Annotated in this window: 14 protein-coding genes; all 14 read left to right on the top strand. The window is 48.3% G+C overall.

Annotated features, from left to right (window positions below; all coding sequences use genetic code 11):
• The first annotated feature begins 22 nt into the window (after positions 1 to 22).
• The 14 genes from KTO58_RS17765 to KTO58_RS17700 all read left to right on the top strand — a co-directional run bounded on the left by KTO58_RS17765 (position 23) and on the right by KTO58_RS17700 (position 15,779).
• The gene (locus tag KTO58_RS17765; protein WP_095838078.1) at positions 23 to 1,174 is read left to right on the top strand and encodes a beta-ketoacyl-[acyl-carrier-protein] synthase family protein; all 1,152 of its coding nucleotides are present in this window, start codon (positions 23 to 25) and stop codon (positions 1,172 to 1,174) included.
• A gap of 62 nt (positions 1,175 to 1,236) precedes the next feature.
• The gene (locus KTO58_RS17760; protein WP_095838079.1) at positions 1,237 to 2,304 is read left to right on the top strand and encodes a class I SAM-dependent methyltransferase; all 1,068 of its coding nucleotides are present in this window, start codon (positions 1,237 to 1,239) and stop codon (positions 2,302 to 2,304) included.
• A 52-nt stretch (positions 2,305 to 2,356) separates the two neighbouring features.
• Positions 2,357 to 3,604, top strand: a complete 1,248-nt coding sequence (locus KTO58_RS17755) for an NAD(P)/FAD-dependent oxidoreductase (RefSeq protein WP_095838080.1) — start codon at positions 2,357 to 2,359, stop codon at positions 3,602 to 3,604.
• Complete coding sequence (locus KTO58_RS17750) at positions 3,601 to 4,212, top strand: hypothetical protein (protein ID WP_095838081.1); 612 nt, start codon at positions 3,601 to 3,603, stop codon at positions 4,210 to 4,212. Before KTO58_RS17755 ends, KTO58_RS17750 begins: the two co-directional genes overlap by 4 nt.
• 31 nt (positions 4,213 to 4,243) lie before the next feature.
• Positions 4,244 to 4,507: a phosphopantetheine-binding protein gene (locus tag KTO58_RS17745; protein WP_095841515.1), complete on the top strand. Its 264-nt coding sequence runs from the start codon at positions 4,244 to 4,246 to the stop codon at positions 4,505 to 4,507.
• The gene (locus tag KTO58_RS17740) at positions 4,504 to 5,703 is read left to right on the top strand and encodes a beta-ketoacyl-[acyl-carrier-protein] synthase family protein (protein ID WP_095838082.1); all 1,200 of its coding nucleotides are present in this window, start codon (positions 4,504 to 4,506) and stop codon (positions 5,701 to 5,703) included. Before KTO58_RS17745 ends, KTO58_RS17740 begins: the two co-directional genes overlap by 4 nt.
• A gap of 25 nt (positions 5,704 to 5,728) precedes the next feature.
• The gene (locus KTO58_RS17735) at positions 5,729 to 6,793 is read left to right on the top strand and encodes a beta-ketoacyl synthase N-terminal-like domain-containing protein (protein ID WP_095838083.1); all 1,065 of its coding nucleotides are present in this window, start codon (positions 5,729 to 5,731) and stop codon (positions 6,791 to 6,793) included.
• Complete coding sequence (locus KTO58_RS17730; protein ID WP_095838084.1) at positions 6,787 to 7,563, top strand: polysaccharide deacetylase family protein; 777 nt, start codon at positions 6,787 to 6,789, stop codon at positions 7,561 to 7,563. Before KTO58_RS17735 ends, KTO58_RS17730 begins: the two co-directional genes overlap by 7 nt.
• Positions 7,556 to 8,194, top strand: coding sequence for a flexirubin biosynthesis/transport protein LolA2 (lolA2, locus tag KTO58_RS17725; RefSeq protein ID WP_095838085.1), 639 nt, complete (start codon positions 7,556 to 7,558; stop codon positions 8,192 to 8,194). The genes KTO58_RS17730 and lolA2 overlap by 8 nt, the downstream gene beginning before the upstream one ends.
• Positions 8,172 to 8,792: a flexirubin biosynthesis protein LolB2 gene (gene lolB2 / locus KTO58_RS17720; RefSeq protein WP_095838086.1), complete on the top strand. Its 621-nt coding sequence runs from the start codon at positions 8,172 to 8,174 to the stop codon at positions 8,790 to 8,792. Before lolA2 ends, lolB2 begins: the two co-directional genes overlap by 23 nt.
• Positions 8,792 to 9,163, top strand: a complete 372-nt coding sequence (locus KTO58_RS17715; RefSeq protein ID WP_095838087.1) for an ApeI family dehydratase — start codon at positions 8,792 to 8,794, stop codon at positions 9,161 to 9,163. Before lolB2 ends, KTO58_RS17715 begins: the two co-directional genes overlap by 1 nt.
• Positions 9,160 to 10,374 carry a DUF2062 domain-containing protein gene (locus KTO58_RS17710; RefSeq protein ID WP_095838088.1) on the top strand — a complete coding sequence of 405 codons (1,215 nt, stop codon included), beginning with the start codon at positions 9,160 to 9,162 and terminating at the stop codon, positions 10,372 to 10,374. The genes KTO58_RS17715 and KTO58_RS17710 overlap by 4 nt, the downstream gene beginning before the upstream one ends.
• 115 nt (positions 10,375 to 10,489) lie before the next feature.
• The gene (locus tag KTO58_RS17705; RefSeq protein ID WP_225859811.1) at positions 10,490 to 14,281 is read left to right on the top strand and encodes a trifunctional MMPL family transporter/lysophospholipid acyltransferase/class I SAM-dependent methyltransferase; all 3,792 of its coding nucleotides are present in this window, start codon (positions 10,490 to 10,492) and stop codon (positions 14,279 to 14,281) included.
• Positions 14,268 to 15,779, top strand: coding sequence for a phytoene desaturase family protein (locus KTO58_RS17700; protein ID WP_095838090.1), 1,512 nt, complete (start codon positions 14,268 to 14,270; stop codon positions 15,777 to 15,779). Before KTO58_RS17705 ends, KTO58_RS17700 begins: the two co-directional genes overlap by 14 nt.
• The last annotated feature ends 7 nt before the right edge of the window (positions 15,780 to 15,786 follow it).

Raw genomic sequence — 15,786 nt, 5'->3', positions numbered from 1 at the left:
ATCGATCATTTAAAGCGTGTAGGTGAAAAAGGTATATGCAGTAGCAGACAACATTGTGTCGGCGCTGGGCAACACTTCAGGGGACAACTTCAGGCAGGTCGTAGCAGGGCATAGTGGCATTCGGCTGCAGGAAGATAATGACATGTCCGCCGGACCTTTTCAGGCGGCTATGCTGTCGGCAGCGCAGCTACTGCAATATAGTACCGGGCATTCACTTGACGGATATACGAAGTTCGAGCAACTGATCATACTGTCTGTACAAGATGCATTGTCTCATACCAATATCAACCTGGGAGACGAACGCACCGCTTTTATCATCTCCACGACTAAAGGCAACATCGAGCGGATCGAGCAACAGTATCCACAGCAGCCGCCAATGGAACAACTGGAGCTGTATGCATCCGCACAACGTATCGCCGGTCATTTAGGGTATCTGCAACGTCCGATCGTAGTAAGCAATGCGTGTATATCCGGATTGCTGGCTATCCTGATCGGACAACGCCTGATCGCCTCCGGGCAATATGATCGTGCGGTGGTGACCGGTGCCGATGTGATGACACAGTTCGTATTGTCAGGCTTTCAGTCTTTCCAGGCTGTCAGCGCAGCGCCCTGTCGTCCTTTCGATGCTGGTCGTAACGGGGTGACGCTGGGAGAGGCGGCCGCAACGGTGATCCTGAGTACGGACCCGGCACAGGCCCTGACACAACCGGCCATACTGACCGGCGGTGGTGCCGTAAGCAATGATGCTAATCATATATCAGGACCTTCCCGCACCGGAGCAGAGCTGGCGACCGCCATGCGCCAGGCAATGGAAAGGTCAGGACTCGAGGCGGCCGATATCGGCTTTGTCTCCGCACATGGTACCGCTACCGTTTATAACGATGAAATGGAGGCCAAAGCATTGAACATAGCAGGACTGCAGCATACCCCCGTCAATAGCCTGAAAGGATACTACGGGCATACACTGGGGGCAGCAGGCCTGGTAGAGGCGATCATCAGCATGCATGCCATGACAGCAGGACTGATACTGCCCACAAAAGGATTTGAACAATTGGGAGTCACGCAGCCTGTCAATGTCTGTTCAACACTGCAACGACAGCCGGTGAAACATTTTCTGAAAACAGTATCCGGCTTCGGCGGCTGTAATGCTGCCATGATATTTTCGGTCGCATAAGACCAGTTCAACAGGGGGATCAATAACTGTTACTGACAGGGTAGCATATATATATCACAACTATGCAATTTTTTACCAAAGAAACAAAGACGGCTTTAGAGGCGAAGGAGACAGCGCTGCGGATCGCATTTGCGCCGGTAGCATTCCAGGCCGCCAGAGCATTGCGCGACCTGGGAATACTGAAAGTGATCAGCGACAGCGGAATGACCGGCATTACCATCGAAGGTATCATGGAGCAGGTAAAACTCTCCAGATATGCCATCCGCGTACTGCTGGAAGCAGGTCTGGGAATGGAGATGCTGATCGTCAATGATAAGAAATATATATTGACAAAAACCGGGTACTTCATAGAACATGACAGGCTGACCCGTATCAACATGGATTTTACGCAGGACATCTGCTACAAAGGGATGTACCATCTGCAGGAAAGTCTCATAGAAGGGAAGCCGGCGGGCCTGAAAGAGTTAGGCCCCTGGGATACGATCTATCCCGGCCTCTCCCTGTTGCCGCCGGAAGTGGGTAAGAGCTGGTTCGACTTCGATCACTACTACTCCGACCTGGCATTTCCGCAGGCACTGCCGATCGTGTTTGAACATAAACCTGCACGTATACTCGACATAGGTGGCAATACCGGTAAATGGACATTGGCATGCACCGGATACGATGCAGACGTGGAAATGACCATCTTTGACCTGCCGGGACAGGTAGGACTGGCACAGCAGAAAATGCTGGATGCCGGCGTAGCGCATCGTGTACATTTCCATGTCGCCAATATACTGGATGAATCATTGCCATTCCCCAAAGGATTCGACGCCATATGGATGAGTCAGTTCCTGGACTGTTTCTCCGAGACAGAGATCACCTCTATCCTCAAAAGATGCCGGGAAGCGCTGACAGACAATGGCACGATTTATATCCTGGAGCCGTTCTGGAACAGGCAAGTGTTTAAGTCCGCCGCCTTCTGTCTGCAACAGACCTCGCTTTATTTCACCGCGATGGCAAACGGCAACAGTCAGATGTATCATACCGACGATTTCTTCCAGTGTATAGCCGACGCTGGACTACAGATCATATCGGAGAATAATCAGATGGGCTTGAGCTATACATTACTTCAATGTAAAAAAGCCTGAGGTCGCAAGACCCCGGGGTAATAATTAACCGCAGCTATAAATCCCTGAAAAAATGAAAACTGAGCAGGTAGACGTATTAGTGATCGGAGCTGGCCCTGCCGGAACGGTGGCCGCTTCTATCATCCATCAGGCCGGATATAAGGTCAGGATCGTCGAAAAACAACAGTTCCCGCGTTTTGTGATAGGCGAAAGCCTGTTACCCCGCAGTATGGAAGCGCTGGAAGAAGCAGGATTTTTGCCTGCCATTAAAAAGCAAGGCTTCCAGGAAAAGTTCGGCGCCAAGTTCGTTAAAGACAACAGCGTCTGCGACTTTACTTTCAAGGAGCAATATACACCGGGATGGACTTGGACCTGGCAAGTCACCAGGGCCGATTTCGACAAGACCCTGGCCGATACAGTAGCCGAAATGGGCGTGCCTGTATCCTACCAGACGACCGTTACCGGCATACGATTTAATGGCTCCGACTCAGTGACCACCATCGTCGATGAGCAGGGAAATGAAAGTGAGATCGCTGCCCGCTTTATCGTGGATGGCAGCGGATATGGACGTGTGATCCCCCGTTTGTTCAACCTGGAAGGTACCTCCGTACTACAACCCCGTAAAGCACTCTTCGCACATACCGTAGACCAGCGCCGTTCTATGGCAGACGAACCCAACCGGATCACTGCTGTAGTACACAAAAAAGGCGTCTGGATATGGATCATCCCCTTCTCTACCGGCGTAACCTCCGTAGGCTTCGTAGGAGATCCTTCCTTCTTTGAACAATATGGTGGCAATGCCGAACAACAATTCCGGGCATTGCTCGAGGCTGAACCCTACACCCGTGAACGTTTCAGGGATGTACCCCTGGTATTTGAACCGCGGGTGCTGGAATCCTGGTCTGCCACCACAGAGAAATTCTATGGTGAAGGATATGTACTCACCGGCAACGTAACCGAATTTCTGGACCCGATTTTCTCTTCTGGCGTAACTTTGGCCTGTGTATCCAGCCAGACGGCTGCAAAACTTGTGATCCGCAAACTGAAAGGTGAAGATGTAGACTGGGAACAGGAATATATGGCGCCGACATTACAAGGTGTTAATACCTTCCGCTCCTATGTGACAGCCTGGTATGAAGGAACGCTCGACACCATATTTTTCTGTAAAGAACCGGACTACGAGATACAGAAACAAATATGTTCCGTATTGGCAGGATATGTGTGGGACATGAGCAACCCATACGTCAAAGCACATGGTACTGCCTTGAAACGACTGGCCAGGACCATCGAGCTTACAGAAAGAATAAAAGAAAGTAGTTGAGTAACCTAACAACATATATCACCGCTACCTGCACCATCAGGGACCACCAGGTTGCCGTCAACGGAGCACCCCGCTGGCAGCAACCTGGTATGGCTTTACCCGATTTCCTGAGAGCCGGATACGACCACTTCGGCGGGCAGTACCCTAAGTTCCACAAGATGGATACCCTCAGCAAACTGGGATGGCTGGCAGCAGAAGTACTGTTACAACAGCGTCCGCTCAGCCAATATAACCCAGAAGAGGTGGGCATAGTATTGGTCAACCGGAGCGCCAGCCTGGATACAGACCTGCGCTATTACGATACCGTACAAAGCATCGCCAGTCCGGCAGTATTTGTCTATACCCTCCCCAACATCGTTATGGGAGAGATCAGCATACGTCATGGTTTTAAAGGTGAACAGACCTTTTTTACCGCAGACCGTTATGACGCAGCGTTGATGCACACTTATGTCCAATACTTGCTGGATACAGGTGTCATGAAAGCCGCTATCTGTGGCTGGGTGGAAGTAATGCAGGATGCATACGAAGTAGTATTATACCTGGTAGAACAGCAACCCCAGGGCTTGCAGCAAGCGTTTACCAGTGAAGCGATCAGCGCGTTATGCTGAGATAGTGGATATCTCTTATCAAATATTGAATATGGAAAAATTGATGGCAGATCTGAAAGCACAGATCATTGAGCAGTTGAATTTACAGGAAGTAAAACCGGCAGACATCGACAATGATGAACCTTTATTCAAAGAGGGACTGGGACTGGATTCTATCGATGCACTCGAACTGATCGTATTGATGCAGCAGTACTATAACGTACGTATAGCCAACCCGGACGACGGACCGGCTATCTTCAAGTCTGTTCGTTCAATGGCGGAATATATTACTGCACATCAAAGTAAACAAGGATGAGTGACAAAGTATGGATAGCAGGCGGAGGGGTGATCTGCGGTATCGGCTTTAACCTGAATGACTGTCTGCAGTCTTTCCGCCAGGGCCATACAGGTATGGCAGTCATGCAATACCTGCGGTCTATACATCAACCTGTTTTCCCGGTAGCAGAAGTAAAAGCGGACAATACTACGCTGGCTGAGATGGCTGGTATGTCGGCGGTATGGAGCCGTACCGCCTTGCTGAGCGCCATAGCAGCCCGCGAAGCCTGGAAGGCAACAGGATTGGGCGATATCCGGCAATACCGCGTAGGATTCGTATCTGCCAATACCGTTGGGGGCATGGACAAAACGGAAGATTTTTTCGAACCTTTCCTGCAAGACCCGCAAAAAGGCCGGCTGCATCAGGTTGTACATCACGAATGTGGTACCGTTACCGAAGGAGTAGCAGATGCACTGGGTATCACTCATCACATCTCTACCATCAGCACTGCCTGTTCTTCCGGTGCCAATGCCATTATGTACGGCGCCCGCCTGTTAAAGAATAACATCGTCGATATAGTGATAGCCGGCGGTACCGATGCCCTCACAAGATTTACGATCAATGGCTTTAATACCCTGATGATACTGGACCAGGAACCTTGCCGCCCATTCGATGACTCCCGTAAAGGGCTTAACCTGGGAGAAGGCGCCGGCTATGTAATACTGGTACGCGAATCGCTCCTGGACCAACAGGGTATCACACCCTGGTGTCGCCTCAGTGGTTATGCCAATGCCAACGATGCCTATCACCAGACAGCTTCATCCCCCGATGGTACCGGCAACTACCTGGCGATGAAAGGCGCACTGGACATGGCAGGACTATCGCCTGCAGACATAGCATATATTAACCTGCATGGTACCGGCACCCAGAATAATGACAGCTCCGAAGCAACCGCCATCCAACGGTTGTTTGGAGCGCAACTACCGCCGATGAGCTCCACCAAATCATTCACAGGACATACCCTGGGAGCCAGCGGTGGCATTGAAGCCGTATTCGCTGCCAAAGCCGTACAGGAAGGGATCATTTATCCCAATGCACGCTTTAGCACCCCCATGAAAGAATTGCCGGTGATACCGGCCACAGCGTATACCTCCGGCGTTCAGTTATCCCATGCCATGTCCAATTCATTTGGATTTGGGGGTAACTGCTCCAGCCTGGTGTTCTCTGCACAATAGTTGACTGACAAGTAAGAATATACAGATGCGTATCTACATACACGGAGCCGGTGGAGTATCTCCGCAGGATATGACAGGCGAAGCGCCTTTGCAGGCTGCTATACCAGCTTCAGAAGGTATGCGCTTCAAAGTAGCCGAACCTGATTACAAACAATGGATCGATGCCAAAATGATCCGCCGCATGAGTAAAGTGGTGAAGATGGGAGTAGCTGGCGCCTATCGCGCCCTGGAAGCAGCTTCCATCACCCAACCGGATATGATCATCACCGGCACTGCCTATGGCTGCCTGGATGATACCGGCGTGTTCCTGGGTAAAATGGTCCGCCAACAGGAAGAAATGCTGACACCAACAGCGTTCATACAGTCTACCCATAATACCGTCGGTGGACAGATCGCACTCATGCTGGGTAATCATGGCTATAACAATACATTCGTACACAGGGCCTTCTCATTCGAAAATGCTTTGCTGGATAGTATAATGTTGCTCCATGAAAAAAGTGCCGATCAGATACTGGTAGGCGGCGTGGATGAGATCACCACCTATAGCCATCAGATACTGTCACGCTTCGGCCTGTACAAAACATCATACAATGAAACAACAGGACTGTTACAAAGCAACACGACAGGCACCGTTGCCGGCGAAGGAAGCGCCTTCTTTGTACTGGGTCATACCCCATCAGCAACAACAAAAGCAGCTATCGTAGGTCACACCACGTTGTACAAGCCTGCTGATATAGATACTGTCATCCGTTTTATTCAGGACTTCTTAACGAAACACCGTATTACGACAGCAGATATCGACCTGCTACTGGATGGCCGTAACGGAGACCACACCACCGATAGCCTATACGACACGATCGCACAACACTTATTCACATCGCATTGTATTGCCGCATTTAAGCAACTTTGTGGAGAATATCCTACGGCCACCGCCTTCGCGCTCTGGCTGGCTAATAAGATAATAAGCGATGGTCAGTTGCCTGCAGCAGCTATCTATAGCGGAACGGCTAAACAAGCGATCAAAAACATATTGATATATAACTGTCATAGTGGTACGCACCACACTTTGATATTATTAACCGCATGCTAAACTACCGGCGCACAAATATTATCACGGGGATACTGTTAGGTATCCTGCTCCTGGTGCACATGGCCTGGCAGCCTGTACCCTGGTGGCTGTGGATATTGCCGTTGCTGGCCTGGACCGGGCTGACAGCATGGGGAGCATGTAATATCAATGCGGGGTTTTACCTGCCCGTAATATGTAAAAGCGATATCCCAGACAAACGTATGGCGCTAACCTTCGACGATGGCCCGCTGCCACAACATACGCCTGCCATACTGGATATACTGAAAGCCACAGAAGTACCGGCTACCTTTTTTTGTATCGGCGAAAGGGCCGCACAGCATCCGGACCTGCTGACACGTATACAGGCGGAAGGGCATGTGCTGGCAAATCATAGTTATTCACATCACTTCTGGTTCGACTTGTTTGGACCGGCAAAGATGTTAGCTGAATTACGCCAGACAGATCAGGTGCTGGAGAAAACAACGGGGCTGGTACCGAAGCTATTCCGGCCTCCTTACGGAGTAACAAACCCCAATCTGAAAAAAGCCATCCTGCAGGGAGCCTACCTGCCGGTAGGGTGGAGCATACGATCATTGGATACTGTTGCTACCAACGAACAGGAACTGCTGCAACGTATCCTGCAAAAACTACATCCGGGTGCCATCCTGCTGTTACACGACACCTGCGAAATAACCCGGAAAGTATTGCCCGAACTGATCACCCGTATCAGACAACAGGGTTATACCATCGAAAGGATTGACAAGTTATTAAACATACCTGCTTATGCGTAGAGGATGGATGATATTGAGCGGTTTTTTACTGCTTGCCGGACAACTACTGGCACAGAACTCCGGATTTAAACCGGTCGCAGATGTTACCGCTTTCAGACAACAGTTTGCAAAAGCTGCCCAGCAAACCCGTACCATACAGGCTGATTTTGTACAGGAAAAGAATTTAAGCATGCTTTCCGATAAGATCACCTCAAAAGGGAAGTTCTGGTTCAAAAAAGAAGACAAGGTACGGATGGAATATCAACAGCCCAGTTATTATCTGCTGGTCATCAATGGAAAAGATATCCGTACAAAAGATGGTCACAAGGAACATAAGGTATCTGCAAAATCCAACAAACTATTCGAACAGATCAATAAGATCACAATAGACTGTGTAAAAGGCAGCGTACTGGATAACAAAGACTTCACCAGCCGCATACTGGAAAATAACCAGCAATATCAGCTGGAGATGGTACCGGTTGCTGCCGCCTTGAAGCAGTATTTTAAAGCAATACAGCTACTGGTAGATAAAAAGGATTTCAGCGTGTCCGGTATCCGTATGCTGGAAGTATCCGGCGATGATACCAACATCACATTTTTACATAAACAACTCAACACGGACATCCCGGATGCGATCTTTGCGGTTAAATAGTATGTTGTGTATAATGGCCTTGTCCGGCTGTGTATCTGCCTATCGCTCTTTAAGACCGGCGGCGGGAGATCCTGCATGCGTAGCCCGTTTTAAACCACGCTTCACACAGGCCTTATACAGTACACAGGTCGACGTACTGAAACACCACTTGAGCGGATTGCTCTTCTTTAAGCAAATGCCGGATAGCAGCCTGCGGATAGTGTTTACAAACGAAGTCGGATTCAAGTTCTTTGACTTCGCCTTTGCACAGGATGGTAACTTTACCAAACATTATATGATGCCTAAAATGGACAAAGCCATCATAGTGAACGCCCTGCGTAAAGACTTTGAACTGGTATTGCTGAATCCGGATTACCGGCAGGCACAGTTACTCAGAGACAGCAACTATCAGTACGTGAAGATGCCGACCGAAAAAGGTGCCAATTATTATATCACCGACCCGCATTGCACCCGCCTAGAACGGATTGAAAAATCCTCCGACAGGAAAGCAGTCGTAAAGGTCTGGATGAGCCACTATCAGGACGGTGTACCCGATAGTATCTGTATTCAACATCAGAATTTTAAATTTAATATTTCACTACAACGCGTACAACAATAATGCTGGCAGGAACATTTTATACCATCGTGCAGGAGCACGCAGAAGAAGGACAGCCACTACGGTTGTCAATAGCATTAAATGCTGCTCACCCGATTTTTGAAGGACATTTTCCGGGCCAACCGGTTGTTCCGGGTGTTTGTATGATGCAGACCATCCAGGAGCTGCTGGAAAGAAAATTGGAACGCAAACTGCAGCTGAAAAAAGCGAACAGCATGAAGTTCCTGAACGCTATCAACCCGTTGCATCACCCGGAAGTTGCCATTGAACTGCAACACACCACCCAGGAAGATGGCACTATCAAAGTAAATGCTTTACTGAAAAGTGATCCGTTGACGTTTATGAAATTCCAGGGAGTATTTAAGAACCCATGAGCGGAACAGGAGATACATACAGGCAATTATTTGATAACTACAAGGTCGCGGTACTGATACCCACCTATAACAATGGGACTACCCTGGGTGCGGTACTGCAATCGGTATTAGCATACACGTCACACGTGATCGTCGTAAATGATGGTGCTACCGATAATACTGCAGATATACTGGAACAATATCCTGGTATACAGCTCGTTACCTATATGCCCAACCGGGGCAAAGGGATTGCGCTGCGCCGGGGTTTCGCCTATGCATTACAACAGGGATATGATTATGTGATCACTATCGATGCGGATGGACAACATTTCGCATCCGATTTGCCGGTATTCCTGGATAAACTCCAAGAAAACAACCAGGCATTGGTAATAGGTGCCCGCAATATCCGCGAAAAGAATATGCCGGGTAAAAACACCTTCGCCAATCGCTTCTCCAACTTTTGGTTCTATGTGGAAACTGGTATAAAGGCACCCGATACACAATCGGGATATCGCCTTTATCCACTGTTACTCATGAAAAAGATGAGGTTCTTCTGCACGCGCTACGAATTTGAAGTAGAGGTATTAGTGCGCTGCGCATGGAGAGGGATCAAAATAGACTGGACACCGGTACAAGTATATTATCCACCTGCCGAAGAAAGGGTCTCTCACTTCAGACCTTTTCGAGACTTCTCCCGTATCAGCGTATTAAATACCGTACTGGTACTGATCACCTTCCTGTACATAAAACCGAGGGACTTCATCCGCTTCCTGTTCAAAAAAGAAAGCTGGAAAAAGATATGGCACGAGCATGTACTGAACCCCAACGAGTCTAATATAAAAAAGGCGTTGTCAATAGGATTTGGTGTATTTATGGGGATCGTACCGGTATGGGGCTTTCAAATGCTGATAGCATTACTGCTGGCTACCTTATTCCGGCTCAACAGGGTATTGGTGATCATTGCCGCTAATATCAGCATACCTCCCATGATCCCGCTGATCGTATTCGCCAGCTTCATGATGGGTAAATATTGGGTAGGTACAGACGCAACCTTCCTGGTATTCACAAAAGCACTTACGCTGGAAACAATCCAGCAAAATGTTGTGCAATATCTGTACGGCAGTATCACCCTGGCAATACTGGCCGGCCTGGTCGCAACAGGTATCACTTACCTGCTGTTGCAATGGTTCCGTACCAGCCGTACAATTACTACTGGCCCGCCAGCCACTTAAATAACACATGTTGTAAATCGGAATGTTCTAAGTAATGGGGAGTTTCTTTATTTATATCTACCAATTTTTTGAAAAACGCAAAGGGCTATTGTGGTTTTGTGCAATAGCCTGTTTCATGATAGCTGGCTACTTCGCTTCTCGGATCAGACTTGAAGAAGATATCACCCGCATCCTGCCCCGCGACGAGAAACTCAACAAACTGCAACAGGTCTTCCAGGATTCTAAATTTGCGGATAAACTTGTACTGACGTTATCCCTGAAAGATACTACCGGCATCCCCCAACCGGATAGCTTAACCACTTTCGCTGCCGGATTCTCTTCCATAGCTGCTACACAATTGTCCCCCTATATCAAACAACTGCAGGGACAAACAGAAGATGCCTCCGTAATGGACCTGATGACGGTCATCCGTACACATCTGCCTGTTTTCCTCGAAGAAAAAGATTATGATTCCATTGATGCATTAATTACCACAAACAGATTACAACAAACTTTACAGCAGGACTATCAAACCCTGATCTCTCCGGCAGGATTGGTCATGAAACAAATGATACAGGCCGACCCGGTAGGTATCAGCTGGTTAGGTATCCGTAAGTTACAACGTCTTCAGTACGATGAACAGTTTGAATTGTACGACGGGTACGTGATGACCAAAGATCAACGTCACCTGCTGCTATTCATCACCCCTGTATATCCTCCCGGCGCTACAGGCAAAAATGCCCCTTTCCTGCGCTTACTGGATACAACGTTGGATAGTCTCCAGCAACAGCATCCTTTGCTGAAGGCAAGCTATTTCGGCGCTACCGCCGTATCTGTTGGTAATGCCGCCCAGCTTAGACGCGATACCTTATTTACGCAGGGTATCACAGTCGTGCTGCTGGTTGTGCTGATCGCGTTTTTCTTCCGTAAGAAAAGAGCACCATTGCTTGTGATGATACCAGTAGCATTCGGTGGACTGTTCTCCCTGGGAGGAGTAGCCTTATTAAAGGGAAGCATTTCAGTAATTGCATTGGGTGGAGGATCTGTAGTGTTAGGTATCGCTGTCAACTATTCCCTGCATGTCTTTAATCACTATCGCCACTTGCCCGATATCCGCGAGGTGATAAAAGACCTGGCCACTCCAATGACAGTTGGCAGTTTTACCACCGTCGGCGGATTCCTGTGTCTTCAACTGGTCAAATCCCCTATTCTGCAGGATGTCGGCTTATTCGCCGCCCTAAGCCTGGTGGGAGCCGCCTTATATTCACTGATATTCCTGCCCCATTGGATAGTAATGGGTAAACAGCCTGCAAAAGACAGCATACCCCGGCACACCTGGTTGGATAAGATCGCTGAATATCGCCCGGAACGCAGTAAGCTATTGATAGCGGGAATACTACTGCTTACCGTCGTATTTTTCTTTACCGCCCGGTATGTATCTTTTGAAAGCGATATGATGCGGATGAACTTTATGTCGCCTGCGTTACAGGACGCAGAAGCCCGGTTAAATCATATCAATGCCTATGCAGCCCAATCCATCTACGTTGTCACCGAAGGAAAAGATCTGGAAGAAGCACTGCGTCACCAGGAGCAGATGATGCCCCTGATACAGCAGCTAAAGCAGCAGGGATTGGTCAGGAAAGCAGTAAGCGTGGACGGCTTACTACCTTCCCTGCAGCAGCAGCAACAACGTATCCAGCGCTGGAACCGCTTCTGGACGCCGGAAAAGAAACAACGGTTATTAGCGTACCTGCAACAACAGGGACCTGCCGTCGGATTCAGACCTGCTGCATTTACGCCGTTTGCAGAATGGCTGCACAACGACTTCATTACCTTGTCTGCCGAAGACTTAGCCTTGCTTAAAAAAGGACCATTATCAGACTTTATCACAGAGAAAACAGATCGTACCTCCCTGGTAACTCTACTGAAAGTAGAGACCGCGAATAAACCATCCGTCTATAAAGCACTGGAAGGGTTGGAAAATACCACCGCGCTGGATAAACAATATACGGCCAACCGGCTGGCACAGATCATCCGGGATGAATTCAACAGTATCGCCTGGATGACTTCCGTACTGGTATTTCTCGCCTTACTACTATCATATGGCCGTATAGAGCTGGCCCTGATCACCTTTATACCCATGTTGGTAAGCTGGGTATGGATACTCGGGATCATGGGATTATTCGGCATCCGGTTCAATATCGTAAACATCATATTGAGCACCTTCATCTTCGGGTTGGGAGATGACTACAGCATCTTCACGATGGATGGGCTGATACAGCAATATAAATCCGGAAAACAATACCTGTCCTCTTTCCGGTCTTCTATCTTCTTTTCCGCCATTACCACGATATTAGGATTAGGTGTACTCATATTTGCACAACATCCTTCCCTTCGCTCTATCGCATTGATCTCCATTATCGGTATCGGCTGTGTAGTACTCATATCACAAGTACTCATACCTTTCCTGTTTAACTGGCTGATCACTGATCGTGTCACCAAAGGATTGGCCCCCTGGACCCTGACCGGCTGGGGTAAATCAGTATTCGCCTTCTTCTACTTTACCATAGGTAGCCTGTTGCTGACGGTAGTTGGATTTGTATTGATCCGGCTCAACCCATTCAACAAGCAAAAAGGAAAATATCTGTACCATGTAGCTTTGTCTGCATACACACATTCGCTATTGTACATCATGGCAAATGTGAAAAAACGTATTGTCAATCCTTTGAATGAACAGCTGGAAACACCGGCCGTTATTATCAGCAATCACCAGTCATTCCTGGATATACTGGTATCTACTATGCTGCATCCGAAAGTAATACTGTTGACGAATGACTGGGTATGGCGTTCTCCCGTATTTGGTGCCGTCGTCAGGATGGCAGAATATTATCCGGTGGCAGATGGTGCAGAAAGTAGCATAGATAAACTCAGAGAAAAAGTAGAACAGGGGTACTCCATTGTCGTATATCCCGAAGGCACGCGCTCACCGGACCCTGTTATCAAACGCTTTCATAAAGGCGCTTTTTTCATCGCAGAACAACTGAACCTGGATGTTCTGCCAATGGTGATCCATGGTACCGCCTATACCATGTCGAAAGGAGATTTTCTGCTGAAAGACGGACTGATAACCGTAAAATATCTTCCTCGTATCAAACAGGACGATCTGCAATGGGGAGTGGGATACGCCGCCCGCACCAAACAGATCAGCCGCTATTTTAAGAAAGAATATGAACAGCTGAGACAGGCAACAGAGATACCTGCATATTACCGCGAACAACTCCTCTACAATTACCTGTATAAAGGACCGGTATTGGAATGGTACATGCGTATCAAAACCAGCATGGAAAAAAACTATGCTTTGTTCCATGAGTTGTTGCCACAGGAAGGAAGGATTGTGGATGTAGGATGTGGATATGGATTCCTGCCTTATATGTTACACTTTTTGTCGCCGGCCCGTCGCATTACCGGTGTAGATTACGACGAAGATAAAATAGCAACAGCGACACATGCCTACCTCAGAAAAGCACAACTGGATTTCGTTTGTGCAGATATCACCGCATATGACCTGCCACCGGCAGATGCATTTGTGATCAGCGATGTACTGCATTATCTCCAGCCGGAACAACAGGAACATCTACTACTCCGATGTATCAGCCGGCTAAATGACGGTGGCATGATATTACTCCGTGATGGAGATGCTGATATGAAACAGCGGCATAAACGTACCCGCCTGACAGAGCTTTTCTCTACCCGTCTCCTGGGCTTTAACAAGACCAGCCAACCTTTGGCCTTTTTCTCCGCCGCTCATATAGAACAATTGATGGTAAATGCCGGTGCGATCTGCGAACGTATCGATAATACTCGCTTTACCTCCAATATCATTTTTGTTATACGGAAAAATCCCCCCAAGCAACATGAACAACTATGATGTCATCATAATAGGAAGTGGACTAGGTGGTTTGGTCTGTGGTGCCATACTAAGTAAACATGGTTATAAAGTATGCATCTATGAAAAGAACAAACAAATGGGGGGGTGTTTACAGACATATGCCCGCGATAAAGTGATATTTGATTCAGGGGTACACTACATCGGAGGACTGGCGCCCGGCCAGAACCTGTACGAAGTATTCGACTATCTGGGTATTATGCGGCATCTCAAGATCAGGCAGATGGATGAAGATGGTTTCGACAGGATCACCTTCGGAGATAGCAACAAAGAATTTAAAATAGCACAAGGGTACGATAACTTCATCCGTCAGCTACTGGTGGAATTCCCTGAAGAACGGACTGCCCTACATAACTATTGCAGCAAGGTGCGCGAAGTATGCGCAAAGTTCCCATTGTATAATCTACGTGTCGGAGATGGACAGGAAAAAGAATCAGTGATGGGCCTGAACACTAAAGAGGTCATCGCATCCATCACTGACAACGAACGTCTCCGTCAGGTATTGGCAGGAAATAACTTATTGTATGCGGGCGTAGCTGATAAAACACCTTTTTATATACATGCGCTGGTACTGAACAGTTACATTGAAAGTGCCTGGAAATGTGTGGATGGCGGCTCCCAGATCGCCAAATGGCTGGGTCGCTGTATTATGGATAATGGTGGCGTAATACGACGCCACGCAGAAGTGAAACGTATTGTCGATACAGGAGGAAATATATCTCATGTTCAACTGGGCGATGGCCAGATCGCCCGTGCTACACATTTTATCTCCAACCTGCATCCGGCACAAACAATGGCCATCACCGAATCAGACCTGATACGGAACGCCTATAGGGCCCGCGTCAGCAGCCTGGAAAACGGGATCGGTCCCTTCGTGCTCAATGTCGTATTAAAGCCACAGTCCTTCCCTTATCTGAACTACAACGTATACCACCATGAAAGCTCGGATGCCTGGGCCGGAATTGATTATACAACAGATGATTGGCCGCAGACTTTCGCAGTAATGGCTGCCGCCGGTTCGAAAGAACCGGCCTTCGCAGAAAGCCTGGCTATCATGACATATATGCGCTACGGAGAGCTAGACAAATGGAAAAACACCTTTAATACCGTATCACACGAAACAGACAGAGGCCCCGACTACGAGGCCTTCAAAGAAGAAAAAGCAAATCGCCTGCTCGACAGGGTGGAAAAGAGATTCCCGGGACTAAGGAACTGCATTCATAGCTACTATGCAGCTACCCCACTTTCCTACAGGGACTACCTCGGCACCACCGATGGGAGTATGTACGGCGTACTCAAGGACTACAAAGATCCCTTACGTACCCGCATCTCACCCCGGACCAGAGTGCCTAATTTGTATCTTACCGGACAAAACCTGAACTTGCACGGTATTCTGGGCGTTACCATGAGCGCTGTAATGACATGCGGAGAATTCATCGGCCTGGAAAAACTGGTGGATGCTATTCGCAACCGATCATAAATATTTA

The sequence above is a fragment of the Chitinophaga pendula genome, from assembly GCF_020386615.1.
GTDB classification, from domain to species: Bacteria; Bacteroidota; Bacteroidia; order Chitinophagales; family Chitinophagaceae; genus Chitinophaga; species Chitinophaga pendula.
The sequence above is the reverse complement of the archived record's forward strand: the minus strand, read 5'-3'. Positions and strand labels throughout refer to the sequence as shown.